Here is a 26,182-nt window from a genome sequence, read left to right on the forward strand (position 1 = left end):
TCAGCACAGGCACGGGCCTGGGCAAAAGAGAACAGCAGAGTCAGGTTACAGTTGATGCCTTCTTTTTCCAGGATTTCGGCCGCGCGGATCCCTTCCCAGGTCGAAGCCAGTTTGATCAGGATGCGGTCGTTGCTGATGCCGGCATCGTTATACATTTTGATCAGCTTGCGGGCTTTGGCCACGCTGGCGTCGGTGTCATAAGACAGGCGGGCATCCACTTCAGTGGAGATACGGCCCGGCACCACATTGAGGATTTCTTTACCGATGTTGACCGCCAGTTTGTCACCGGCGTCTTCGATTTGCTGGGCTTTATCGCTGCTCTGCGCTTTGGCATAAGCAATCGCATCGTCGATGAGCGGTGCGTACTGTTCAATTTCTGCGGCTTTCAGGATCAGGGAAGGGTTGGTGGTGGCGTCTTGCGGTTGGTATTTCTTAATCGCTTCGATGTCGCCGGTATCGGCAACAACAGTAGTAAGTGCGCGCAGCTGTTCCAGTTTGGTGCTCATATCTCTTGTCCTTTGCTGTGTTTGTGCAAACGTTACGTTTGGCCTGTTGACTGTTCTTTTGAAGCCAGGTTCAATGCTCTGAACATATGGATCGAAGCAAAATATTTGATGTCCCGATAATTAAATTTTTCTGTGTCGATGTCAATCGCGAAGCCCAATTCGGGCGGTTTTGCCAAACATTCTTTCGGCAGTCTTACAAAGAATAAAGCGAATGTGGGAAACTGCGTCATGGCGATCATTCAGGCTGATCTCTTTGGTTTGATCAGCCTGAAAGGATTAGCCGATATCGACAGTTTGCTGCTGGTTGCGAATCTCGTCACAAAGCGCTGATAAGGCTTGTGAAACCGCATCAAGCTCTGAGTCCGAGGGGATCTGCGCCGCTTTCAGTTGCTTCTCGACTATTCTGGCGCTGTGGCTGACCTGCTTGGCACAAAGGCTGGCAGAGGCCCCTTTCAGGGTATGACTGAGTAACATTGCCTGCTCTAAATCGTTTTCCTGGATAGCATGGCGGATCTTCTGGTCGTAGTCATGGTGGTCATCAGCAAAGACAGTGAGAAAATACGCAATCATATCCTTGTCATGATCAAGCATTTCCAGCAGTTCTTCCGTATCTATCTGAGTGATTTGATTTAAATCGAATACTGCATGATTTAACGGTAACTCGCCTTGGTTAAGAGGCGATAAAGTGTTGTTCAGGAGAGATGGCTCCCGAAAATCGGGTTGTTGTAAGGTTTGGTGGCGCAGATAGGCCATGTAGTCAATACGGTGGCGAAAGCGTTGGAGTGCATCCAGTAACTTTCGTTCATCGAGCGGTTTGGTGATAACACAGTCGCCCCCGGCATCCAGCATATTTTGCTGTGTTTCCTCAAACGCATCGGCGGTGCAAGCGAAAATCGGGACAATGCAGTAAGGTTCGGCCAGGGCACGGATTCGCCGGGTCGATTCCAGGCCGTCCATCACCGGCATATGATTATCCATCAGAATCAGATCGCAGGGTTGGCGCTGCATCATTTCTAATGCTTGCAGACCGTTTTCCACGGTGTAGGTATGAAATCCCCATTGCTGAAGAAAACTTTCCATGATCAGGACGTTGAGGTGATTATCTTCAACAACCAGTACGTGCAGACCGGCAAAGGCCTCTTTGTCGATCTCGATGTTTTCGATGAACTCTTCCTGAGGGATCCCCGTATCAAGACACAGGTTGACGGTAACAGATGTCCCAACACCAGGCTCGCTGGTGAGCTCGACATTGCCGTCCATTAATTCTGCCAGCTGTTTGACAATACTCAATCCAAGGCCGGTGCCGCCATAACGCCGGCTGGTAGAGACTTCGGCCTGAGCAAATGGATCAAAGATGAGAGCTGTTCGCTCCGGCGTTATACCAATGCCTGTATCTTCGGCCACAATCGTCAACTGCTGTTGTTGCCCTCCGGTGAGCAGTGCCCGTCTCATACGCACTCTGACATGGCCTTTGTCGGTGAATTTTATGGCATTACTGGTCAGGTTAAACAGGATCTGCCGAATACGGGATTTGTCTGCGTAAAACCAGGTTTCCTGATCAAAGCCACAATCAATATTCAATGTCAGCCCTTTCTCTTTTGCCAGCGGCGAGTAGGTGCTTTCAATCGTGCCGACCAGGTCAGTAAAGCAGAAATGGGTTTTATCCAGTTTCAGCTTGCCTTGCTCTATTTTAGAGAAATCCAGAATATCGTTCAGCAATGACATCATGTGCTTGCCCGAATCGAGCAGGGTGTTGAGGTGATGTTCTTGTTCTGCCGTCAATTTGGTTTTCAATAATAATTGCGATAAACCCAGCATCCCGTTCATAGGCGTGCGAATTTCGTGAGACAGATTAGCCAGGAATGCCGATTTGGCCTTGTCTGCTGCTTTGGCTTTTTCCAGCGCCTGATTGAGCCGCTTAGTATCAGCTGAAATTTTATCGGCTCCCTGATTAAGGGCGTCATTGAGTAACTGGAACTCATACGGACCTTCAAAAGAGGGGTTGGGCTGATAATTCCCCAAACGGAACTGGGAGGCGAAACGGGTCAGTTTGGCGATCGGACCGGTAATTCGCTTGGTCAGGGCGATGGCAAGCAAGAGGATTAATACACTGATCATCGCCAGCGCCAGCAGGAAAAAATGGTGTAACTCATCAATAACACTGATAGCGCTGTCTTGTGAGGTGACAGTGATCAGCGACCAGACGGGCATGCCTTTAGCATCTTTGATCTGCGATGGCACAACTGCCGCAATCATCGCTTCGCCATCATCATCGTGGTAATTATTGATGCCGGACATGAACGGTGCGAAGGAGGACATTGACCCTGATCCTGCTATTAAATTGGCTTGGTAGAATTGCCTGAAATGATGCAGAGACTGTTCAGTGGTACGACTGCTGAGTAGCAACTTGCCGTCAATATCGGTCAGATACACATTGTCGCCTGGGGCGACTTCATTGCCTAATTGTTTCAGCTGCTGCTTGATGTCATCCATTTTGTATTCAATCAGCAGGAAACCATCAGGCTGGTGTTTGATTCTTTTGGCAAGAAAGACAGTGGCTTCTCCCTTTTTGATCTGGGGACGGGAGATGTAAGTATTATTCCTGATCAGCGCTTTGTCGATGTCTTCTAAATTCGGGGTATTAATATTATTAATGGTTAACTCTGCAGCTGAGCTCGCATTGAGAGAATAATGACCGCCTTGTTTACGCACCTGATGCATAGCCGCAAAGGAAGGGTCGGTTTGCCCGAAATTATGAAAAAACTGGCCAATTTGTTCAGGCGGGTGGGAAAAAATAGGGGAGTGACTTAATAAATCCAGGTTTTTCAGCCGCAGAGTGTGTGTCTGATCCAGACTCCGGGCCACGATATTATTTCGGGCATTAATGCCATCTGCAATTTTGTCCAGCGCGACCTCATTCAGTTTCTCACTGCTAATCCAGCCATAGATATAGGCAGGAAGAATGCCAACCGCGAGCATACTCACCAGCAAAATGGGTTTGATCCGATTGGGGACTATCCTTATCACCATATCACCTCAGTGTTTTGTGTAACTTGTTAATAAAGGTTACGCACTGAGGATTATATGCCAAATTGTGATTGACGAAGGGAGGCTGAGCTAACAAAAATGACCTTTTTTTGCGCGCTCTTTACTGTATTTTAAGTAAAAAAACAAGGTTACCGAATTAATTAAGCAATTGCTCTAATGTTAACGGCGACGTCATAATGCCCAATTGCTGGGCGGGTGTTAAGCCACTGCGATCTTGCCGGCACAGGTTGTGCCAGGCCCGGTAAATGTCCAGCAGAGGCAGTAATCCGCCCGGCCTGGCTTTTCTTCTTGGTTCATCAACCAACTGCGCAAATTGCTGATAAAACCGCTCTTGATATTCATCGACTTCGCGGTGAGTCGCAAGTTGTAACCATCTGGCTTCATTATCTTTTTCGCCGCCTAAATGACAGATGCCTTTACCAACCTGATCAAACCGGGTAAATGCCCACCGGTCACGCCACCAGCCCAGTAACACGATGTCGATACGCCCAGCGGCATGGCCCAGTGGCCAATCCGGATCTTCTTCCACATAGACAGGTTCAATCGTGCCGGAGCGGATTCTGTTCAGAAACACAGACAGGCAGGCTGAACGTAACAGGGGTTCCTGCGGCATGAACAGCATGAGCTGCGTGTCATTACTCACTTGTTCATTGAGCTGTAAAAAATGCGCGTACACCGCATACTGAGGCCTGATCAGATTGCCTTTGGCCGGGAAATGCTCAATGTACTGATCACTGCTTGGATCTTCCAGATGTGGTCTTGATAACACTTCGCGGTATTTTGCATCGACTTTCGCCAGCAAGCCCTGAGGTGCAGCCTGCGACGCTGCCGGTACGCTATTTTCCTGTCTGGCAAGGAAGCGGGCATTGGGGCTGTAAGGATCGTGCAGCGTATCGGGGGTGCCTGCCTGCTCCGGGTGATAGTTAATGTGCTGGCTGAGGACATAGCCGGAATTGGCCTCGCAACTGGCAATCCAGTAAACGCCATTAGCTGCATGTGGCTGAAGCGGGCTGAGTGTACAGGCCAATGCCAGCTGTGAGCGGTTTTGCAATAACCGGGTATCAAAGACCGAGAGTTGCCGACGGCAGCGACTGGCAATGTGGTTCAGCTGGTCGTAAAAGGTTTTCGGATTCATGCCAAGCCGCCGGCAGATATCCCGGATGGGGTGGCCGGTAAACAGCAGGGCGAGCAGCTTTTGCTGAACCTGGTGTTTGGGATTAAAGCCGGACCATCTGTCGACAAACGTTGCCTGACAGCTTTTGCAGCGATAACGCTGACGATCACCACTGTAACCAAAGGCATGATACAGGTGGCGATGTGTCAGTACGGGCAGCCCCAGATTGTCACAGTCCAGATTATTACAGGCGGGTAAGCCGTTACTTTGCTGTAATTTCAGGTAACGCCATTCTGCGATGACATTCTGATTGCTGATAAGAGGAGGAAAAGCGCCGCATTCTTTGCAAATGAAGGCAGGACGGTTTGGATTGGTCCTCTGAATGATATAGTCGTCTGGATTACGGGAGCCAAAGTTTTGGCAATGCACGGTTTTGCAATGATTCAACTGCCAGTGCCCGCTGGCTGGCGGCAAGGTTGCAGCGCGTTTTTGATCTGTCATCATGCTTGCCACCCTCCTCGTGTACGGACGATACCAAAAACCTGTCCGGAAAAAGGTGCCGAGTCATTACTGCATACGATGACCCGACACCCATTAGTTGGCCCAAACTGCCAGGCATCGCATTGTCGCCCGGGTAAACCCGCTTCAAATTGTGTAAGACGCCACATTTTACCAATTTTTGAGCTGCGACAGGCAAATCCCCTGATTGAGCTGACTAATCCTTTACTAAGGCGGAGCACTGGCGCCGGCCTTAAATACGTAATCCGGCCTGTCACATACAGGCCGGATCAGATGCATCAGATAGTGATCGCTGTTTCCAGCGCCACTTGCATCATAGAGTGGAATGATTTCTGACGATCTTCAGAACTCAGGTGCTCGCCACGGGTAATGTGGTCAGACACGGTCAGAATGGTCAGCGCTTTCGCACCCAGCTCTGCTGCAACACCGTAGATACCGGCGGCTTCCATGTCGACACCCAGAATATTCAGCTTGTTCATCTTATCGAACAGATCTGCTTCAGGGCTGTAGAACAAATCGGCAGAGAACACATTGCCGACACGAACCGGCACGTTTTGCTCACGCGCCTGGTTTACCGCGGTTTCCAGCAGGTGGAAATCGGCAATGGCGGCAAAGTCATGGTTGTTAAAACGGATGCGGTTCACTTTGGAGTCGGTAGACGCACCCATAGCGATCACGATATCCATCAGTTTGATGTCATCGCTCACTGTACCGCAGCTGCCGATACGGATGACGTTCTTTACACCAAAGTCTTTGATGAGCTCATGAACATAGATAGAGCAGGACGGGATACCCATACCATGGCCCATTACAGACACTTTCTTACCTTTATAGGTGCCTGTGTATCCAAACATGTTGCGTACATTGCAGACTTCTTTGGCATCTTCCAGATACGTTTCTGCGATCAGTTTCGCACGCAGCGGGTCACCTGGCATCAGTACTGTTTCTGCGAAATCACCAAATTCGGCATTGATATGCGGGGTAGCCATAGCGGACTCCTGACAAGTTATTCGTTAAAAAAATTACGAGAAGAAACGTTCAACCACTGCTTGGTATGCCATACCACCGAGGTAAACACCCACAATCCCCATGATGCCAGACAGCACTGGCGGCGCGGGTAGTGGCAGTTTTACTGCACTGAAGAAGAGACCGACAACGACTCCTGCAATAGTTGCAAGCAGAATCTCGTTCATGTGTTTACCCTCTGTATGTCGTACTCAAGTGGTACGTCTTATCTGAAAAAAAACATCAGCACAGTAGTGGCAGAAACTCAATGAGAGCCAGTTAAGAACTGTTGCTGAATCAGGGAGCCAGTCTAGTGAAGTTACCAAGAGCAACTTTTGAAGTTGGTCACATTTTATTGATTGTTCAGCCGTCGATCCAGAGTTATTTACTAAATCTGTTGAAAACAGGAGGTTAATCGTTTGCGTTTTATTGTGGTACTGAGTTATTCAACATGGTGAATAAAGCTGATTTTTTCAGTATAAATATTGATATAACAGCACCTTGTGTGAATTATTCTTACTTTTGAGAAGCAGGATTAGATTGTTTAACACAGGAAACGGGAAAAAATGGATGTAATCGATATCATTGCTTTGCGTGATGATCTCAGGTGTGTGAGACAGGAAAGAAAAACACAGGCAGAGATAAGTATCTGTTTGTTTTTAAGCTGTGTTTAGTTGGCGAAAATAAGGATATGGACTATTGATTAATTGGGCACAGTCTGCAACGACAGTTTTCACTTTTTTGCTACGAAGGAACGTTAACATGAAGAAATTGATGCTATCAGCGGCGCTTGCAGTGTTAAGCCTGCCAGCCAGCGCTGACATTTTAGGTTTATCTGTCGGGGCCAATGCAGGTGCATCCCGTCTGGAGTATGACGGTAACTCTGATTATGGCTATGAATACGGGGTCAATGCGTCTTATCAGGTGACCAGTATTTTTAGTGTCAATGCCGGGTTAGCCATTGGTAGCGCGGAAGTGGACTCAAAGCTGTCATCGGCAAAAAATGATATTGATTATACCTCTGTGCCGCTGACACTTCAGGCCGATATTCCACTGTTGGTGGGTAGTGTTTATGCCAGAGCCGGTACTAACTATTACGACGTTGATCGTAAATTATCCGGTGTGACACACAAAGATGATGGCTGGGGATTTGCCGGCGGGGCCGGTTTTGTGTTAGGTATTATACCTTTGCTGGATTTGACACTCGGCTATGAATACCGGGATATGGGAGATGTTGACAGTAACGTTATCCTGTTGAGTGTAGGACTCGGATTGTAGCCGTCACTGAATGCTGCATTCAGCGCAAAAACAGTAGTGAGATCAACACCTGTTGTGTCTGCAACCCGTATTGTGTTCTGTTTATGGGGTTGTTTATCCGGTGATCAGCCAGGATAAGCAACGCCCGATTGCGGCGGAGGCATTCATGACCAATTTTGAACGATATGAGAAAACCAGTCGGGCTGTTTTTCTGGCGTTGTCGGAATTGGGTCCGGTGCAGGATTACTGGCAAACATATCAGATACGGCCGGATTGCCAGGCGTTCATTTTGCGCGGTCTGTCTCGCTTGTTACCGTTGCGACAGAATATTTTCAGAGATGCCATCGCTCCCTGGCTTGAAAATGCGCAGCAGGCGCTGCAGTCTCCGGGCATGCCAGTTTCCCAATTATTGAAAAATGACACTTATCCTTTTCCGTGCCGCGTTGATATTCAGGGTAATTATCTTCCCTGCTGGGTGTGGGGCGAGTCAAAACAACTCTTGGTGATCAGTATCATTGAACCCAGAACCGGACGATTTGGTTCACCGCGAAATGTACCTGCTGAACGTCTTGTCGACAGGCACAGATGGTTTGATGCCCAGGTGATAGACGGAGAACAGGATTGTATCAGCACAGCGCAAACCTCTTTTCACCAGTTTTCACAACCGGACAGGAACCGCGATGAGCCCAGCGTCATAGATGCGATACGTCACCCCAGTCGACGTACTCTGAACCCTATCCTCAGTGTGACTTTAATCGCGATGATCGTGGTTGTATTTACCTGGGTGGTGACATCTCACCTGGGTTTTTGACCTGAGGCAGACAGATACCCTGCACCTTGAGGCTAACGGGGGGAGGTGAGCAGGTCTTCACTTTAACGCTGAATTCGTTACTATGTCGCCAGATCACCAGACCCAAGCGTTGACTCTCTAATTGTAAGGAAAACCATGCATAATCTTTCTTTGTTATCGGCTTCCGAGAAAAACCGTATTGAACTTGATAAGCAGGCGGCTTACGCTGTTTGGCAGTTAAAAAACGGCAAAGCCGGGCCTGAAGTGTTCCTTAATCAGGCGGAAAGCATTTCTGATGATGACGAACGTGCTTTCTATGAAAAAGCTGTTGAGAAATACAAAAACCAGATGGGCATGGTCTGACACAGCGCCTCAATTTAACGCATGGCTTTTTTCACTGTCTTACTTCTGTTGATGGGGATCGGCATGACTTCGCTGGTCGTGAGCGCGCCGATCACAATCAACGCCATAGCGATCATCGTTTGCCCGGTGAGGGGTTCGGAAAAGAGTGGAATCGCCATCAGTGCCGCTAGAACCGGCGTAAAAGCACCCAGCGCGGCACTCATTTCAGCCCCCAGCCGTGAAATGGCTAAGGTATAACACAGGCTGGAAACTATCCCTACCCCGACCCCCTGAACCAGAAAATGGTACATCACTTCCTGAGTGTCCACCGACAGCAAATTAAACGTCATTGTCTGGCTGAGAAAGCCAGCCAGTAGCAGACCACATCCTGATATTGCAATCACCGCTGCCCCTTCTGTTGCTGACAGGCCAGAGACCCGCATCGCTATGGTAAACCAGGCCCAGCTAAAACTCGCCAGTAATAAAATGGCATAGCCAGTCAGCATGCCGGGCTGCCCGCCCGCCAGCGACTTGGCGACAAAGCACACCACGCCTAATGCGATAAACGCTAAACCGGTCCGACGCATTGGTGACAAAGGTTCGCGAAAGCAGATGACGGCAATACCCGATACAAGAAGCGGCAATATGCCCGGTATTAAGGAAGCACCATCTGCAACAGGCACATAATGTAAACCGTATCCGGCCAGAAGCAGGTAGGGTAGCCCGGCTCCCCAGCATATCAGCGCTAAGTATCGCTTTGGGGTCTGAAAAATGTGCCTGGCTTTATGCCGGCACAGCCAGCCAAACAGCAGGGCGGCGGGAACAAAGCGAATCAGGGCAATATCAGCGATCGTCAGATCTGACTGGCTGGAGGCCCGCAGGGAAATGAAAAAACCGGACCAGATCAGTAAAGTGACCGTCATGGCTAACAGTCCGGTCAGCATAGCGGGCGTGTTCTTTTGCATCAGCATATTCCTTGCGATTGAAGTGACTTCAGTATCCGCAAAAGCACGCGATAATAGTTGGCAAACTTAACTACCCATTTCTTCTATATTGGTGAATTTTTCCAATTTTATTTAAATTGGTGATTTATTTTACTAACTTGTCCTTAGTGACGAGTAACAAAGAGACGGGATACGGGCGTGATGGATAAAAAAGATAAGCAGATTCTGACTGAAATACAGCGCGATGCACGTCAAAGCACCGCTGAGATTGCCGATAAGGTTGGCCTGTCGGTGTCACCTTGTGCCAGGCGGATAAAGAAACTGGAATCAGATGGCATTATCGCGGGATACCAGGCCACTCTGGACAGACAGAAACTGGGATTGATGATGACCTTTTTTGTCAATGTCAGCCTGAATAATCACAGGGATCAACCCATTGATGAGTTTGAACAGGTGATGTCAGGTATGCCTGAGGTGATCAGCGCGCATGTCATATCCGGAGCACATGATTATTTATTAGAAGTGGTCGCCAGAGATTTACCCCATTACGAAGCCTTCATCCGCAAACTACAGACCCTGACCATGGTAAAAGATATTCATACTAACCTGGCTATCCGAACGGTCAAAACCGGTCAGCAGCTACCCATTTAGCAATGCTTTTCAGTCAACAATGTCAATATTTTATTCGCGTTTCTTAAGTTTTTCTTAAGAAATGCGAGTCATACTGTATTTTTAATCTTGAGTCAGAGGTTTTTTCTGAATTGATGGTGACAAAAAAGTGCTTAACCTCACAGATTGAAATACTTGATTGCTTGTAAGCGGGAGCAACATCAAAACTGAGATTTTTCCTATTGTCGGCAGAGTAATCTTTCACTATTTTCGGCCGTCTTAATGACTAAGCAAGGAACACTATGAAACCGGGTAATACTGGGTTGGTACGTATCGTAAAAGCGGCGGGTTATTCGCTACAGGGACTGAAAGCCGCCTGGCAGCATGAGGCAGCCATCAGGCAGGAAATTATTCTGCTTGTCGTACTGACCACCATTTCATTTTTCCTGCCTGTTAACTTTATCGAGCACATTTTGCTCGTTGCCAGTTTATTTCTGGTTGTGATCGTTGAGCTGCTCAATTCAGCGATTGAGGCTGTGGTAGACCGAATTGGCAGTGAGTTTCATGAGTTGAGTGGCCGCGCGAAAGACATCGGATCTGCGGCGGTATTTATTTCTCTGCTGCTGGCCGGCGGCATCTGGCTGGCGATCATCCTCAAGCTGTTTTGGTAATCCTTCGGTGATACCAAATATTTGGATCTCTTTGTAATGCAAAAACTTAAAGCTATAACCGGGGTGATGTTTCCCATCGTCCTGTTTGCTCTGCTGTCGCTTATTCTGCTCAGTGTGTCCCGCGTTGTGCTCACCCTCTGGCAGCTTGACCACATTACCGGTTGGCAAGACTGGGCTTCGATCCTGTTACAAGGTATCAGAGTGGATGTCTCTACGCTGTGCTGGCTGTTGATTCTTCCTTCGCTGTTACTGGCACTGTTACCAACCCAAGGCCTTTTGGGTCAGATATGGTTGTTCATTCTCCGGCTATGGCTGGTGGCAGGTTTGTGGATTCTGGTTTACATGGAACTGGCGACCCCAAGTTTTATCAGTGAATATAATTTGCGCCCGAACCGCCTGTTCATTGAATACCTGATTTATCCGAAAGAAGTCTTCAGCATGTTGTGGGTGGGGTATAAGCTGGAACTGGCTGTCGGGCTGATTGGTTCGGTATTCACCCTGTGCCTTGGCTGGTTGCTCAGTGGCTATGCGGTGCGTGATCTGAATGCGCCTCGCTGGTACTGGCGTCCTGTGCTGGCTATTTTGGTCGTGGCTCTGGGTGTGATGGGCGCGCGTTCAACCTTCCAGCACCGGCCGCTGAATCCGGCCATGGTGGCGTTTTCTACCGATCCGCTGTTGAACGATCTGACCCTGAACTCCTCTTATTCTGTCATTTTTGCTGCCAGGAACATGGCCTCAGAAAAGAGTGCGGAAGAGTTTTACGGAACAATGCCGCTGGAGGACATTATTGCAACCGTGCGTGCGTCTTCTGGCCGCCCGGAAAGTTTCATGCCCGGCGATATTCCCACGCTGAATACCAATCTGCCAACCGTTGAAGGTAAGAAAAATCTGGTGATCCTGCTTCAGGAAAGTTTGGGCGCACGTTTTGTCGGCGGATTAGGCGGCCTGCCGCTCACGCCGAACCTGGATGCTCTGATGCAGGAAGGCTGGAACTTTACGCAGATGTATGCCACCGGAACGCGCTCAGTGCGGGGTATTGAAGCCATGACAACCGGCTTTACGCCAACCCCGTCCCGTGCGGTTGTGAAGTTAAGTAAAAGCCAGACAGGGTTTTATACCATTGCCGAGTTGCTGGGCCGTCAGGGATACCACACCCAGTTTATCTATGGCGGGGAAAGCCATTTTGACAATATGAAGTCTTTCTTCCTGGGCAATGGCTTTGAAGATATTGTTGATTTGCCTGATTTCGTTAATCCTAAGTTTGTCGGCTCCTGGGGCGCTTCAGATCAGGACTTGTATCAGATGGCAGACAAACAGTTTACTCAGCTGCATCAAACCGGTCAGCCTTTCTTCAGTCTGGTGTTCACCAGCAGTAACCACTCACCGTACGAATTCCCCGATGGTGAAATCGAGTTGTATGAACACCCTGAGCATACCCGCAATAATGCGGTGAAGTATTCCGATAAAGCCTTAGGCGAGTTTTTCGCCAAAGCCAGGCAATCTGAATACTGGAAAGACACGGTTTTCATTGTCATTGCCGACCATGATGCCCGTGCCGAAGGGAATGTACCGGTTCCGGTTGACCGCTTCCACATTCCGGCGCTCATTCTGGGCGGGGATATTCCGCCTCGTCAGGACGACCGCCTGGCCAGCAACATTGATATGGCCCCGACGCTGCTGTCGCTGATCGGTGCCGATAATACATCGCCTATGATTGGCCATGACTTGACCAAAGCAATCGCGCCGGAATACCAGCGGGCAATGATGCAGTTTGATAAGAACTTCGGTTATCTGACCAGAGATAAACTGGTCGTGCTGCAGCCGGGTAAAGATCCGATTGGATACCAGTACGATTTTACCAACCAGACCGTGACGCCTTCGGGGATTTCTGAGCAGGAATCCCAGCGTGCGCTGGCCCATGCCTTGCTGGGTGGCAAACTCTACAGAGAAGGGCGTTATCGTCTGCCGCCGCAGACGGATCAACTGCAAGCGATGGCAGTGAACCACTAAATGACAGAGCCGCCGTTGAACAGGCGGCTTTTTCTTTTTGGTGATTGTGCGTCACAAGGGCTGAATGGGCGACTACGGCTGAGCATCAAATTGGTGCTACGCTGACCATACGAGCTATCTGCCATTAAGCGCGGGGTAAATACATGACAGCGGTTTGGATTATTGCCATCATTTTTGGTGCGCTTATTGTCCAGCAATACCTTCGCCTGCAGGCGAAACAGAAGGACAGGGATCGTCTTGCCAGCCAGGAAGCCGACGCTTTGCGAGCGGAAATGACCGAACTCAGAGAGCGGCTGTCGGTACTGGAAAAGATAGTTACCGACAAGGGTTATCAGATTAAGGAAGATATAGAGAAATTGCCATAGCTGCCGCCGGACTGAGAGACTGCTCTTCCTGTTCGCGGAATGTGTCGCGTGCTGCGACGATAGCGTGAGTTGAGAAAAGATCAGGGTCAAGCGGCAGCTCAGACAGCGTCTACAGGTGCTTCATATAGTGACCGGGTGTGATGCCCATTGCGCTTTTGAAATGGCGGTGAAAATGGCTCTGATCGTGAAACCCTGCCTCTGCGGCGGCATCTTTGATCGAGAGTCCGCGTTTGAGCATATGTCTGGCCAGTCGGAGCCTGGCCTGTATCTGATAGGCGTGCGGCGGTAAACCAAATTGGCGTTTGAAGGCCCGCACCAGACTGAAAGGCGTCATGCAGGCCAGCGCCGCCAGTTCGGTCAGGCTGACCGGCCATTGCGGGTATTCATCCAGAAATTCTTTCACCAGATGCAGCGAGTGTGCTGAACCCTTGGCGGGTTTGATGTCCAGCCGGGAACCGCCATGCTTGAGTACCAGCTGCGTCAGTGTGGTATAGATCAGGGTTTCCCTGAGCAGGGTATCTTGAGAATGGTCCAGCGTATTGAACAAATGACGGAAACTGGCGGCTAATTCATCATCTTTCACTACAGACTGGCGAAAGTAAGGCGCGCCGTATTCAGGCTGTCCTAGATCCTGACTGATGTGCTCAAAATGCCGGGGTAACGGATACAGCGCGCGATAACTCCAGCCCGTTTCCGTAGCGGAATAGCCAGTGTGAATCTCGTCTGCGTTGACCAGAATAATGGTGTTTTGCGGGGCCAGGTGCTCGGCGCCGTTGTGGTAAAAACCTTGGGCGCCTGCGCTGATCACACCAATACAATACCCTTCGTGAGAGTGGCGGGAGAAAGTCTGTTCAATATAATCGGCGCTCAGATATTCCAGGCCATCCAATTCATCCACATGCCCGTATGTGATCTTCGCTTTCTGCCTGCCCATTATCCTGCCTTTGAATACCCGGTGTTACCCGGTACTTTATCTCAATTACCCGCTGACTGTTTTGTACGACATTGTCTTTTTGTTACCTGCCTGTGCGAGCAAGGCTGCCTAAACCCTGTCTACCGCTATGCCTTTTTCTGCGAAATCATGCAGGCTGCTTTCTGACAGGGTTTTGTCAGTGATAACCTTGTCAAAACTGCTGATGTCGAGCGCATGGAAGGTGGCGACTTTGCCGTATTTTGACGCGTCTGTGACCAGATAATTGGTTTTGGCTGCCGCCACGATAGCCCGTTTCACTGTCACTTTGTCTTCGCTGGGGGTCGATATCCCGCGCTGATTCCAGGATGATGATGAGATAAACGCCATATCGACATTCATTTCTCTTAACAGGGATACCGCTTTGTCTCCCACACACGATTGGTTATGGCGATCCACTTTCCCGCCGGTGTGATAAAGCATGCAATCCGAATGCGCCATCAGATACGCGGCGATAGCGAAATCATTGGTGATCACCGTCAGATCATCCCTGTGGTGCAACTGGTGGGCGATTTCCAGTGTTGTGGTGCCTGCATCCAGATAAATCGTACTGTGTGGCTTGATATAGCTGGCCGCATGCTGCCCGATCCTGGCTTTTTCGTCCCGCTGCTGCGCGATTTTATCGTCGTGGGGCAGTTCGATGTGAATCGATTCTGACAACTGCACCCCCCCTGAAACGGACATCACCCGACCATCGGCCTCCAGCTTGGCAATATCGCGGCGGATGGTCATGTGTGACACATCCAGATGCTGGGTCAGCTCACTGATGCTGATGACTTGTTGGTTTCCTAATAAGGCCAGGATGGCGCGTTGACGTTCAGCAGGAATCATAGGGGTTTTTCGCTCACACTGATCAATAACGGCATCAAGTCTAACACGTTAACGCGGCGCGGGTGTGAAATTTTGTTAGTCATGGTGAGAATGTGTGAAATATAACATGCTGATTTTTATGAACTAGGTACGAACTGACGGGTTTTTTCACCGGACAGATCAGATCGGAGGTGTTTGTTGGTGTTAATTTTTGTGACGAACTCGGCAGAATGATCCTGGGTCAGCACCTAGAATCACAAACATGAACATTAATTCACAAAATATAACAAAAGGGGTCTGCATAATGAGTGACATGCATTCTGTAGCCATCATCGGACTGGGTTCTATGGGCATGGGCGTGGCAAAGTCCTGTATCCGGGCCGGGTTTGATGTCTACGGTATTGATCTGAGCGATGCGGCCCGTCTGGAACTGGCTGATGCGGGTGCAAAGGGCACGTCCCACCAATGCACGGATTTTGCGGCTCAGCTTGATGCTGTGATTGTGCTGGTGGTCAATGCGCAGCAGGTGAAATCTGTGCTGTTTGATTCGGGGCTGGCCGCAACGTTAAAAGCCGGTACGCCTGTGATGGTGTGTGCCACTATCTCTGCCGATGACGCGAAAGCTATCGAAGCCGGACTGACACACTACGACTTACGCATGCTGGATGCCCCTGTGTCGGGCGGTGCTGTAAAAGCGGCCAGCGGCGATCTGACGGTAATGGCATCCGGCGAAGCGGGTGTGTTTGACCAGCTGGAACCTGTGTTGAATGCGGTTGCGGCCAAAGTCTACAACGTGGGGCCGGAGATTGGTAAAGGCTCGACGGTGAAGATTATTCACCAGTTGCTGGCCGGCGTTCACATTGCAGTGGGAGCCGAAGCCATGGCGATGGCAGCCCGTGCTGATATTCCGTTGGATCTGATGTACGACGTGGTCACCAACGCGGCCGGTAATTCCTGGATGTTTGAAAACCGCATGAAGCATGTGGTGGAGGGGGATTACACCCCGACCTCTATGGTTGATATTTTTGTCAAAGACCTGGGTTTAGTGGCCGACAGCGCGAAAGCGATGCACTTCCCGCTGCCGCTTGCCAGTACCGCGCTCAATATGTTTACCGAGGCCAGTAATGCCGGCTTTGGTAAAGAAGACGACAGCGCTGTCATCAAAATTTTCTCAGGCATCGAACTGCCGAAAAAGGAGCGTTAATTATGTTACTCGGAGTCATCGCCGACGATTTTACCGGCGCCACCGACATCGCAGGTTTTCTGGTTGCCAACGGCATGAAGACCGTTCAGCTCAACGGCGTGCCTGCCGACTCGCTGAGTGCAGACGCCGATGCTGTGGTCGTCAGCCTGAAATCCCGCTCCTGCCCTGTGGATCAAGCGGTTGAAGATTCTGTGGCGGCATTGCGCTGGCTGCAGGCCGCCGGTTGTCAGCAGTTTTACTTCAAATACTGTTCCACCTTTGACAGCACAGCCGACGGCAATATCGGACCGGTCACCGATGCGTTACTGGCGGAGCTGAATGAATCTTTCACTGTGATTTGTCCATCGCTTCCGGTCAATGGCCGAACCGTCTGCCACGGCAACCTGTTTGTCAACGGAGAGCTGCTGAGCGAATCCGGCATGCGTCATCACCCTGTGACCCCCATGACGGATGCCAACCTGATGCGCCTGATGAATGCCCAGGCGCAGGGCGTGAGCGGGCTGGTGGATTACCAGACGCTTGATAAAGGAACAGACGCTGTCGTGACGGCCTTTGACCAGCTGCAAGCTCAGGGCGTGCAGTACGCCGTGCTTGATACGCTCAACGATCAGCATCTGGTGACTATCGGCGAGGCCTGCAAACACCTCAAATTGGTCACTGGCGGCTCAGGGCTGGCTGTCGGCATCGCCCGAAACTGGGTGACCGCGCAGTCCGAGCAGGCTGCAGCACTGTCAGCCGGTCATCCGCAAGCCGGAAAAACCGTCGTGCTGTCGGGGTCGTGTTCCGTGATGACCAATAAGCAGGTGGGACAGTATCAGCGTGTTGCGCCGCACTTTGCGTTGGATGTCAAGGCCTGCCTGACCGATGACAATTACGGCAATGCCGTGTGTGACTGGGTGATGGACAACCTGGACGGTGAGTATGCCCCTATGGTGTTTGCGACCGCCAATCCTGAGATGCTCAAAGTGATACAGGCTGAATACGGTGCGCAGGCATCCAGCCACGCCGTTGAGCAGTTCTTCAGCCAGCTGGCACACCGGTTGCGCGAACAGGGTGTCCGTAACTTTATTGTTGCTGGTGGCGAAACATCCGGGGTTGTGACCCAGAGTCTTGGTGTGAAAGGTTTTCATATCGGCCCGCAAATCGCACCGGGTGTGCCTTGGGTGACAGCGATCGATCAGGATCTGTCGCTGGCGCTGAAATCGGGCAACTTTGGTGACGAATCATTTTTTACGACTGCACAAGGATTTTTCCATGACTGAACAAGCGTTAAGAGAAGACATGGTGACGCTTGCCCGTTCGATGTTTGAGCGGGGCTATGCCACCGGTGGGGCAGGGAACCTGTCTCTAAAACTCCCTGACGGCAATTTTCTGACTACGCCAACAGGCTCTTCCTTCGGACGTTTGGTGGCTGAGCGTTTGTCGGTGGTGGATATCGACGGCAATCATTTGTCGGGTGATCGCCCTTCAAAAGAAATTGCATTCCATCTGGCGATTTACCGCAACAGCCCGGATTGTAACGCCATTGTGCATTTGCACTCCACTTACCTGACGGCCCTGTCGTGTCTGGAAGGACTGGACCCTGACAATGCAATTAAACCTTTCACACCGTATTACGTGATGCGGGTCGGTCAGCTGCCGGTGATCCCGTATCTGCGGCCGGGCGACCCGCAAATTGCGACTGAACTGGCCAATCGTGCGGCCGACTACCGGGCATTTCTGCTGGCCAATCACGGCCCGGTCATTACCGGTACCGATCTGCGTGATGCGGTGGACAACGCCGAAGAGCTGGAAGAAACCGCTAAACTGGCATTGATGCTCGACGGCAAAGCCATTCGTTACCTGACAGATGCAGAAGTCAGCGACCTGAAAGGGAGAGGAAAATAATGGCCAGATTTGCTGCCAACCTCACCATGCTGTTTACCGAAGTGCCCTTTATCGAGCGTTTCAGTCAGGCCAGCAAAGCCGGTTTTAAAGCGGTCGAGTTTCTGTTTCCTTATGACTATGAGGCCGGTCTGCTGGCTGAGCAGCTCAGTTCACATCAGCTTGAGCAGGCGCTCTTTAATATGCCGCCGGGCGACTGGGCGGCCGGCGAGCGCGGTATCGCGGCCCTGCCGGATCGCATCGAAGAATTTGAGCAAAGTGTTGAAGTCGCTCTTCACTACGCGCAGGCCCTGAGCTGTAAGAAGGTACATGCCATGGCAGGTATCCTCAGCCCTGACTTCACGCTGGAAGCGCACAGAGAAACCTTTATCCGTAATCTGCGCTATGCCGCTGATCGCTGTGCTGCTCACGGTATCTGCGTGATGATTGAGCCGCTGAACAGCCGTGATGTGCCGAACTATTTTGTGGCCCATCAGCGTGACGCTGTTGAGCTGATCAAAGCCATCGACCGACCGAATGTGAAACTGCAGTTCGATGTGTATCACGCGCAAATCATGGACGGTGATCTGTCTGTTCTGATCAATGAGGTTGCAGATTACATCGGCCATGTGCAGATAGCATCGGTACCAAGCCGTAATGAACCCTACGAGGGTGAAGTGAATTACCCCTTCCTGTTCGGCGAGCTGGACAAGTCGGGTTATCAGGATTGGATTGGGTGTGAGTACAACCCGCGACAAGGCACAGTAGAAGGCCTGAGCTGGGTAGCACCTTATCTGTAAACGGAGCTATTTATAAACGGACCTGTTTGTAAACGAAAACAGACATCAACAATTTCGTCAACAGACTTAAGACTAGATAGAAGAGAGTAAGGACATCCCCTATGAAAATAATTATTACAGGCGGGGCAGGCTTTTTAGGAGCTATGCTTACCGACACCCTGCTACAACGTTATGACAATATCGAGCGCATCAAGATAGTGGATCGCATCGCGCCGGATATGAGCCAGTTCGACAGCCGTGTCAGCGCGGTGGTGGGCGACATTACTCACCCGGCTGATATCGATTCGCTGATCGATGCCGACACCACCCATGTTTTTCATCTGGCGGCGATTGTGTCGAGCCATGCTGAAGAAGATTTCGATCTTGGCATGAAAGTGAATTTGCTGGCCACACAGCTATTGCTGGAAAAATGCCGTCAGGTGAATCCGGCGATCCGCTTCGTGTTCTCCAGTTCACTGGCTGTGTTCGGTGGCGAACTGCCGGATCTGATCGAACCCATGACGGCGACTCAGCCAAGTTCCTCTTACGGTACGCAAAAAGCCATCGGTGAGCTGCTGGTTAATGACTTCGGCCGCAAAGGCTTTGTTGATGCCATCACTGTGCGCCTGCCGACCATCTGTATTCGCCCTGGCGCGCCGAACAAAGCGGCATCGTCTTTTGTTAGCGGGATCATCCGTGAGCCGCTGAAAGGCGAAACGTCAAACTGTCCGGTTGAGCCAACGCTGCCGCTGTGGATTTCCAGCCCGGAGACAGTGATCGATAACATTATCCATGCCAGCCAGTTACCGGCTGAAGCCATCAAGGGTTATCGCACCTTTAACCTGCCCGGTATTCAGGTCACGCCTGCTGAGATGATTGCTGCGATGACAGAGACAGTGGGAACAGGGTTTGCTGAGCGTGTGAGCTATGACGCGGATGCCGCGGTTGCCCGTATCGTCGGCAGCTGGCCGAAAGCGTTCAATAATGCGTCAGAACTGACGCTGGGTTTTAAAGCGGATAAGGATTTCCAGTCGGTACTTCAGGCGTATTTAGCTAAGTATCCGGTACGCGAAGAGGAGGCGATCTAATGTTACCCATTTCTGTTATAGGCTTAATTATTGCGGTTTTTGTCCTGATTTTCCTGGTGCTGAGAACCCGTGTTCACGTCTTGATCGCGATGCTGGCTGCGGCCTGTATTGCCGGTTTGATCGGCGGGCTGAGTGTCGATGACACTATGGCGGCGATCAGCAATGGGTTCGGTGGCACGTTGGGCGGTATTGGTATCGTGATTGGTCTGGGTGTCATGATGGGCGCCATTCTGGAAACCTCCGGTGCCGGTGAATCCATTGCCTATCACTTCATCAAGTGGCTGGGTAAGAAGAAAGAAGAGATGGCACTGGCGATTACCGGTTATATCGTCAGTATCCCTGTGTTCGTCGACAGCGCACTGATCATCCTGTATCCGATTGCCAAGTCACTGTCTAAAACCTCCGGCCGTTCCATTCTGACACTGACTGTTGCCCTGGCTGGTGGTCTGGTTGTGGCGCACCACTGTATTCCGCCGACACCCGGCCCGCTGGGCGTCGCCAGTATTTTCGGTGTTGATATTGCCTCTATGCTGGGTCTGGGTCTGGTGATTGCACTGCCGTCTATCTACGGCATTGTGATGTACGCCCGCTGGTTGGAAAAGCATTTCCCGGAATACGCGACACCTGTTTCTCTGCCGCAGGAATCTGATGATCTGAAGCAAGTGCATGACGAGTACATGGCGTCTAAAGCCACCAAAAATCTGCCTTCACTGACCAAGTCCATCATGCCGATTGCGGTGCCGATTCTGCTGATCCTGGTGAAATCGCTGGCCAGCCTGCTGGAAAAACAACTGGGCTTTGACGGTCTGTCGGAAAGCGCGCTGGGCGCGGTGATCAACTTTGTCGGTCACCCTGTGATTGCCTTGTCTATCAGTACGCTGCTGGCGGTGTATACCCTGACACCGTACCTGGACAAAGAAACCACCACCCGCAAGCTGGAAGAAGGGATTTCTACCTCAGGTATTATCCTGCTGGTAACCGGTGCCGGTGGTGCGCTGGGCAGCGTATTGCGTGAGTCTGGCGCGGGTACTGAAATTGCCAACCAGATTGCGGCACTGTCCATTTCACCTATCATGATCCCCTTCATCATCGCGACACTGGTGCGTGTGATTCAGGGCAGCGGTACGGTGTCCATGATCACCGCAGCCTCTATCTCTGCACCAGTACTGGCTGAAATGGAAGGCATCAACATGCTGTTTGCTGCGTCTGCCGCCACTATGGGTAGCTTGTTTGCCGGTTACTTCAACGACAGCCTGTTCCATATCGTGAACCGTCTGATGGGCGTGACCGAAGTGCGTAAACAACTGGTGATCTGGACGGTGCCGACGACCATTGCCTGGTCAATCGGCGGTTCACTGGTGATGATCCTGAACCTGATTTTCGGCAGCCAGGGCAGCGTGTTCGATCCGGTTATGCCACTGCTGTTCCTGGCAGGTTGCATCTACTTCGTAAAGTCGCAAAGTAAACCTGTAGCAGAGGTCGCTGCCAGTAATTAATCAAGCAATTATATGATGTGTTTTTGACGTATCTCTTTACGTTTCAGCCCCCGGTTACGGGGGCTTTTTTTTGCTCTGTGAAGCAGGCAAATCCGTCAGGTGGCAAGAGACCGATCTCGCCCGTTTGTGATCTTCAGTTTTGAATTCAATGATGACGGGTAAAAATCAGACACATATAAAGTGCATTGATAGCTCATGATTGTGATCCAGCTTTCGCGCATGTTGTAAATGGCTTGTTAAGTGTGGCATTTGGATTCACCATTAATCAGGTAATATAGAGCCTTGAGGGTTGGAAATTGGGAAAGATTCATAATGCAAATCTATTGCTGTGAATGCGTCAATTTAATGTATGTAAAAGATACAGGTAGTATTTCCAGGTACTCATCGTGAGTAAACAGGCAGGTAGGCGGTGATACGATGAGAGTTTTGATTGTAGAAGATGACAGACTGATCAGTGAAGCCCTCGAGCAGCGTTTTAAAGACTTAGGCCATGGTGTGGACACCGCCTATGATGGGCAAGTTGCGTATTCGTTAGTTGCACACACAAAGTATGATCTCGTGATTCTGGATCTTAATTTGCCTAACCGTTCGGGAGAGGCGATCACCAAAAAAATTCGTCAGCACGGCAATACGCCGATCCTCATTTTAACCGCTCGCAATGAAGTGTTCGACCGGATTGAACTGCTCGACTTAGGAGCTGATGACTATTTAACAAAGCCTTTTGATTTGGGGGAGCTGGAAGCCCGCTGTCGCTCTATAGTGCGCCGTAGTCAAGGCAATGATCATAACGTGATAGAGATTGGTGATATCTCTTTTGATGCCGCAAGTGCCCGTGTGCTAGTCCAAGGGCAGGAGATTGACTTAAAAAACCGGGAATATCGTCTGCTCGAAGTGTTTGTGAGTCACCCTAACCGTGTTTTAAGTAAAGATGAAATCATCGATCATTTGTATGGTTATGATAATCCCCCCAATCAGAACGCCATTGAAACGTATGTCGGCCGGTTACGTAAATCGCTCAGTGCAAGTCGTGTCGAAATAAAAACGCTGCGCGGGCTGGGATACGTTCTGTCTGTGAAAAAGCCATGATTGCCGTTCCATTTCGGTTTTCGACTCGGTCGCTGCGTTTTCAGCTCCTGGTCTGCTCAGCGGGTTTACTCTTGGTTATCGGCCTGCTCGCGTTGATGGTTGTAAAGCGTTTTGCGTTTGAAACAGCCCAAAGTACATTTGACCGGCCATTGGCCAATTCTGCATTGCAAATATTAGAGGAAGTGCGACTTGAAGGCGGGGAGCTGGCTGTTGATATGCCTTTTTCTGCGTTTAGCGGACTCGCCGATGCTCCCCGCGATAAGGTGTTTTATCTGGTTACCACCAAGCAGCAAGCGTATGTCACCGGTTATCAAGGATTACTGGCTAACGACTCGGTGCGCCATAAGATTCAGACATATACCATGCAGTTGGAAACGTCACCTGAGTATTTTGATCTTAAGTTTCGTGGCGAATACCTACGTGCTGCACTGGTGGGGCGTGTGATCTATACGCGAAATGGCCCGCAACAAGTGCTGGTGCTGGTGGGACAGACCGCTGAAGCGCGCACCGAGTGGGAACACCAGCTTTCAGAAGTCGCGTTAAAATTGATCACGGCAGTGATTCTGTGCACCCTCATTGTCATTGTACTTTTGATTTATCAGGTACTTAAACCGGTAAAATTGCTCAATCAGAAAATGATGAAGCGCTCGAACGTAGATCTGACCCCGATCGATTTGAATGTGCCGGAAGAAGTCAGTCACTTGGTTAAAAGCATCAACATTTTTATGGGGCAGCTAGACGAAACGCTGTCAAATCTGAAAAATTTCACCAGTGAAGCGGCACATCAATTGAAAACCCCACTGGCGGGAATGCGGGTGCAAGTGGAGCTCCTGCACAGTCGCGAAACCTCTGCTGAAACGGAACGCGCTTTGGCGCGTGTGCTGGAGGCGTGCGATGTGCTGGAACGCACGATTGAACAATTACTCAATCAAGCCACCATTAAACATCGATATCGCAGTATCGAACCGCAATCCATTCATATCAATGCATTAGTTGAAAAAGTGTGTCGTTCTTTGGCCATACAGGCATTGTCACGAGACATTGAATTAAGCCTGCAGCAAGAGGCTCAGTTTTCGATTGTTGGGGATGCATTTGGCGTCGAACAAATGTTGTTAAATCTTATCGAGAACGCGATCAAATACTCGCCAAACGGCAAGCCAGTCGAGGTGGAAGTGGTTCGCCGAGGTTCGAAAGCCAGTATCGTGATCCGGGATTTTGGTCCGGGGATCGCAGATAAAGATAAACCTTTGGTGTTTGAACGTTTCCACCGGCTTGCCGGCGGTGAACAAACGGGGACAGGACTTGGTATGAGTATCGCCGCGGACGTCGCTGCGCATTGCCGGGCTCTGCTTGTGCTTAAAGACACCATTCCAAACGGTCTGACAGTTGATATTCAGTTTCCTTACAAAACATGGCAGGAGGCTGAATGACGGTAGTTAAGGGCATCATTTGGGTGTGTGTGTTTATTGCGAGCGCGCTTGTGAATGCAAAACCAACCAAAAGTGTGCCTGTCACCTTAAGGGTATTTGGTGCGGCGTATTTATCGGAAATGAAACCGCTATTGGATGATTTCTCGATGCGAAACCCGAACATTAATGTGCAGTACCGTTGGATGAGCAGCGAGGAACTAGATAGTCATATCCGTTCCGGGGCCGAACCTCAGCCTGATATTACAATCAGTTCGGTGATGCATTTGCAATTACGTTTGGTCAATGATGGTTATGCCTCAGAACCGGTTCAATTTCTTGACCAGGGGACATCAGAACACAGCCCGTTTCCTGTCTGGAGTCAATGGAGAAGCGCTTTGTTTGGATTCAGCTTCGAGCCTGCTGTTGTGGTATTTAATAAAGCGTTTGTACAAGACAAAGAGGTACCCACCAATCGTACTGAGTTACTCGGTTTTATCCGTCAGCACAGCGATGAACTGATGGGGCGTATCGGGTTGTTTGATATAAGAAAAGTGGGGATTGGCTATTTATTGTGGTCCTTTGAACGTCAACAAGCGCGTAATTATGGTCAATTCCTGGAGTTATTTAACTATCACTATGCTCGTACCTTTGACAGTACGCGCAGCATGCTCCGGGCATTGAGCGAGGGGCAAATTGCCATGTCCTACCAGGTCGTCGGTTCTTATGCCAACAGTTGGCAGAAGTTACACGACGATATTGTGGTGGTGCCGATGGAAGATTACACACCGGTTATTCTGCGCACCGCATTCATCAACCGCACAACCCAAAACACGGAGCACGCGAAGCAGTTTATCAGTTACCTGCTCTCCTCACCGGGTCAATGGGTGATGGCAGAACAGACTAACATGCCACCTATCCGATTGGATGTGACGGGAGAGAAGTCTGCGCAATACATGAGACAAGAGTTTGCAGACCAGTTAAAGCCGCTGCCTTTGGACGTACGGCTATTGGTGTTTGCTGACAAGAGTAAAAAAGAGATAGTGATCACTGAGTGGGAAAACGCCCTCAAAAATTACGACTAACACATAACAACTCCTTCCTTTCGCTGCCAGTAAGTCAGTCATTTGACAGGTTCGTTTTGTAGCGTCTTACCACCACTTTCAAGGGTGAAAGTGGGTAAATGGTAAGGAGCTCTCATCATGTTTGATAGTCAATTTATCCCTTGTATGCTGATTCGTGGTGGCACGTCAAAAGGTGTCTATTTTCTTTCCCGCGATCTGCCCGACGAGCCGACGTTGCGAGACCAGATGCTCATCAAAATCATGGGCTCTGGCGATATTCAACAAATCAACGGTATCGGTGGAGGCACGACACTAACCAGTAAAGTTGGCATTATCTCGCCCTCATCGGTATCAGGCGTCGATCTCGATTACTTGTTTGCCCAGGTGGGCGTCGAAGAGCAGGTTGTGGATACCAAGCCATCGTGCGGAAACATCCTGTCTGGCGTGTTGGCGTTCGCGGCAGAAAAAGGGTTGATACAACTTGATGAAACGAGCACAACCGTGCGCGTGAGAAACGTCAATACAGACACCATTATCGAAGTGACCGCCGAAACACCAAACCGAATGTTGCGTTTTGAGGGCACGACATCAATAGATGGCGTGCCGGGAACGGCTTCACCCATACTACTGAACTTCCTGAACGTAGGCGGAGCAAAAACTGGCAGGTTGTTCCCGACCGGATCCACCACAGAAACGATTCTCGGTCTAACGGTCAGTTGCGTGGACGCTGCAGTGCCTATGGTACACATTGCTGCGCATGAACTGGGCATACACGGCGATGAATCCAAGCATGACATCGACAGCAACCGCTCTCTCTTGCAAAAAGTAGAAGCCATCCGCTTGATTGCGGGTGAACGCATGGGGTTAGGGGATGTGTCAGGCAGTGTTATTCCTAAAGTGGCGATTCTGTCCGCGCCCAAACAGGGCGGCACTATCACCTCGCGCTACTTGGTGCCGCATAATTGTCATGCAAGTCATGCCGTTACCGGTGCCATTTGTGTAGGGGCGGCTGCGCTTATCGATAACACCATTGCCCATCAATTGGCGAGTCTAACCACTGACAGCGCCGTCTGTATCGAGCATCCGAGCGGAAAAATTGAAGTCAAAATTGCTCTGATACCAGGGGAAGTGGAACCCATTATTGCGCAAGCAGCACTGGTGAGGACAGCGCGCCCGCTCTTTAAAGGCGAAGTCTTTATCGGATAAAGCCTGTTTGCAGCGCTGTTACATCCGCGC

25 protein-coding genes are annotated in these 26,182 nt (G+C 50.4%); 17 read left to right on the plus strand and 8 right to left on the minus strand.

Annotation, left to right across the window (positions count from 1 at the left end; translation table 11 throughout):
• The 5 genes from H511_RS0121885 to H511_RS23940 form a co-directional block, all read right to left on the minus strand.
• The coding region (locus H511_RS0121885) for a transaldolase family protein (RefSeq protein ID WP_027254269.1) at positions 1-506 on the minus strand (506 nt) is incomplete at its 3' end.
• A 276-nt stretch (positions 507-782) separates the two neighbouring features.
• Complete coding sequence (locus H511_RS0121895; RefSeq protein ID WP_248616639.1) at positions 783-3,536, minus strand: ATP-binding protein; 2,754 nt, start codon at positions 3,534-3,536, stop codon at positions 783-785.
• Positions 3,537-3,690: 154 nt separating this feature from the next.
• Complete coding sequence (locus tag H511_RS0121900) at positions 3,691-5,169, minus strand: lactate dehydrogenase (RefSeq protein WP_027254272.1); 1,479 nt, start codon at positions 5,167-5,169, stop codon at positions 3,691-3,693.
• A gap of 296 nt (positions 5,170-5,465) precedes the next feature.
• Complete coding sequence (deoD, locus tag H511_RS0121905) at positions 5,466-6,176, minus strand: purine-nucleoside phosphorylase (protein WP_027254273.1); 711 nt, start codon at positions 6,174-6,176, stop codon at positions 5,466-5,468.
• Positions 6,177-6,209: 33 nt separating this feature from the next.
• Positions 6,210-6,380: a XapX domain-containing protein gene (locus tag H511_RS23940; RefSeq protein WP_036760236.1), complete on the minus strand. Its 171-nt coding sequence runs from the start codon at positions 6,378-6,380 to the stop codon at positions 6,210-6,212.
• A 574-nt stretch (positions 6,381-6,954) separates the two neighbouring features.
• On the opposite strand from H511_RS23940, the gene H511_RS0121915 reads away from it, so the two are divergent.
• From H511_RS0121915 to H511_RS0121925, 3 genes are all read left to right on the plus strand, one after another.
• Positions 6,955-7,470: an outer membrane beta-barrel protein gene (locus H511_RS0121915; protein ID WP_027254274.1), complete on the plus strand. Its 516-nt coding sequence runs from the start codon at positions 6,955-6,957 to the stop codon at positions 7,468-7,470.
• A 145-nt stretch (positions 7,471-7,615) separates the two neighbouring features.
• Complete coding sequence (locus H511_RS0121920; RefSeq protein WP_155804998.1) at positions 7,616-8,260, plus strand: hypothetical protein; 645 nt, start codon at positions 7,616-7,618, stop codon at positions 8,258-8,260.
• Positions 8,261-8,395: 135 nt separating this feature from the next.
• Positions 8,396-8,602 carry a DUF3283 family protein gene (locus H511_RS0121925; protein ID WP_027254276.1) on the plus strand — a complete coding sequence of 69 codons (207 nt, stop codon included), beginning with the start codon at positions 8,396-8,398 and terminating at the stop codon, positions 8,600-8,602.
• A 14-nt stretch (positions 8,603-8,616) separates the two neighbouring features.
• Here H511_RS0121925 and H511_RS0121930 read toward each other — a convergent pair whose 3' ends face one another.
• The gene (locus tag H511_RS0121930; protein WP_248616640.1) at positions 8,617-9,546 is read right to left on the minus strand and encodes a DMT family transporter; all 930 of its coding nucleotides are present in this window, start codon (positions 9,544-9,546) and stop codon (positions 8,617-8,619) included.
• A gap of 180 nt (positions 9,547-9,726) precedes the next feature.
• Between H511_RS0121930 and H511_RS0121935 the strand changes: the two genes are divergently transcribed.
• The 4 genes from H511_RS0121935 (at position 9,727) to H511_RS0121950 (ending at position 13,180) form a co-directional block, all read left to right on the plus strand.
• Positions 9,727-10,176, plus strand: coding sequence for an Lrp/AsnC family transcriptional regulator (locus H511_RS0121935; protein ID WP_027254278.1), 450 nt, complete (start codon positions 9,727-9,729; stop codon positions 10,174-10,176).
• A 260-nt stretch (positions 10,177-10,436) separates the two neighbouring features.
• A complete protein-coding gene (locus tag H511_RS0121940; protein WP_027254279.1) occupies positions 10,437-10,805 on the plus strand; it encodes a diacylglycerol kinase in 369 nt (122 codons plus the stop codon).
• Between the two features lie 36 nt (positions 10,806-10,841).
• Positions 10,842-12,815 (plus strand): LTA synthase family protein, encoded by a 1,974-nt coding sequence (locus H511_RS0121945; protein WP_036760241.1) that lies wholly within the window; start codon positions 10,842-10,844, stop codon positions 12,813-12,815.
• 143 nt (positions 12,816-12,958) lie between these two features.
• Positions 12,959-13,180: a hypothetical protein gene (locus tag H511_RS0121950; protein WP_027254281.1), complete on the plus strand. Its 222-nt coding sequence runs from the start codon at positions 12,959-12,961 to the stop codon at positions 13,178-13,180.
• Between the two features lie 109 nt (positions 13,181-13,289).
• On the opposite strand, the gene H511_RS0121955 is transcribed toward H511_RS0121950, so the two are convergent.
• Both H511_RS0121955 and H511_RS0121960 read right to left on the minus strand, forming a co-directional pair.
• On the minus strand, positions 13,290-14,114 hold the full coding sequence (locus tag H511_RS0121955) for an AraC family transcriptional regulator (protein WP_027254282.1): 825 nt from the start codon (positions 14,112-14,114) through the stop codon (positions 13,290-13,292).
• A gap of 108 nt (positions 14,115-14,222) precedes the next feature.
• Positions 14,223-14,981, minus strand: coding sequence for a DeoR/GlpR family DNA-binding transcription regulator (locus H511_RS0121960; protein ID WP_027254283.1), 759 nt, complete (start codon positions 14,979-14,981; stop codon positions 14,223-14,225).
• A 283-nt stretch (positions 14,982-15,264) separates the two neighbouring features.
• On the opposite strand from H511_RS0121960, the gene ltnD reads away from it, so the two are divergent.
• From ltnD to H511_RS0122010, 10 genes are all read left to right on the plus strand, one after another.
• Positions 15,265-16,164 (plus strand): L-threonate dehydrogenase, encoded by a 900-nt coding sequence (gene ltnD / locus H511_RS0121965; RefSeq protein WP_027254284.1) that lies wholly within the window; start codon positions 15,265-15,267, stop codon positions 16,162-16,164.
• 2 nt (positions 16,165-16,166) lie between these two features.
• Complete coding sequence (otnK, locus tag H511_RS0121970; RefSeq protein ID WP_027254285.1) at positions 16,167-17,426, plus strand: 3-oxo-tetronate kinase; 1,260 nt, start codon at positions 16,167-16,169, stop codon at positions 17,424-17,426.
• Positions 17,419-18,051: a 3-oxo-tetronate 4-phosphate decarboxylase gene (gene otnC, locus H511_RS0121975; protein ID WP_027254286.1), complete on the plus strand. Its 633-nt coding sequence runs from the start codon at positions 17,419-17,421 to the stop codon at positions 18,049-18,051. Before otnK ends, otnC begins: the two co-directional genes overlap by 8 nt.
• Positions 18,051-18,827: a 2-oxo-tetronate isomerase gene (otnI, locus tag H511_RS0121980; protein WP_027254287.1), complete on the plus strand. Its 777-nt coding sequence runs from the start codon at positions 18,051-18,053 to the stop codon at positions 18,825-18,827. The genes otnC and otnI overlap by 1 nt, the downstream gene beginning before the upstream one ends.
• A 101-nt stretch (positions 18,828-18,928) precedes the next feature.
• Complete coding sequence (denD, locus tag H511_RS0121985; protein WP_027254288.1) at positions 18,929-19,894, plus strand: D-erythronate dehydrogenase; 966 nt, start codon at positions 18,929-18,931, stop codon at positions 19,892-19,894.
• Complete coding sequence (locus H511_RS0121990; RefSeq protein WP_027254289.1) at positions 19,894-21,390, plus strand: GntP family permease; 1,497 nt, start codon at positions 19,894-19,896, stop codon at positions 21,388-21,390. Before denD ends, H511_RS0121990 begins: the two co-directional genes overlap by 1 nt.
• Before the next feature lie 417 nt (positions 21,391-21,807).
• A complete protein-coding gene (locus H511_RS0121995; RefSeq protein ID WP_027254290.1) occupies positions 21,808-22,476 on the plus strand; it encodes a response regulator transcription factor in 669 nt (222 codons plus the stop codon).
• On the plus strand, positions 22,473-23,906 hold the full coding sequence (locus H511_RS0122000; protein ID WP_027254291.1) for a sensor histidine kinase: 1,434 nt from the start codon (positions 22,473-22,475) through the stop codon (positions 23,904-23,906). Before H511_RS0121995 ends, H511_RS0122000 begins: the two co-directional genes overlap by 4 nt.
• Positions 23,903-24,967, plus strand: a complete 1,065-nt coding sequence (locus tag H511_RS23945; RefSeq protein ID WP_051288363.1) for an ABC transporter substrate-binding protein — start codon at positions 23,903-23,905, stop codon at positions 24,965-24,967. The genes H511_RS0122000 and H511_RS23945 overlap by 4 nt, the downstream gene beginning before the upstream one ends.
• A 117-nt stretch (positions 24,968-25,084) precedes the next feature.
• Entirely contained in the window at positions 25,085-26,152 is a 1,068-nt protein-coding gene (locus tag H511_RS0122010; RefSeq protein ID WP_036760243.1) for a 4-oxalomesaconate tautomerase, read from the plus strand.
• Positions 26,153-26,182: the final 30 nt, after the last annotated feature.

The sequence above is a fragment of the Photobacterium halotolerans DSM 18316 genome, assembly GCF_000425165.1.
Classification (GTDB): Bacteria; Pseudomonadota; Gammaproteobacteria; order Enterobacterales; family Vibrionaceae; genus Photobacterium; species Photobacterium halotolerans.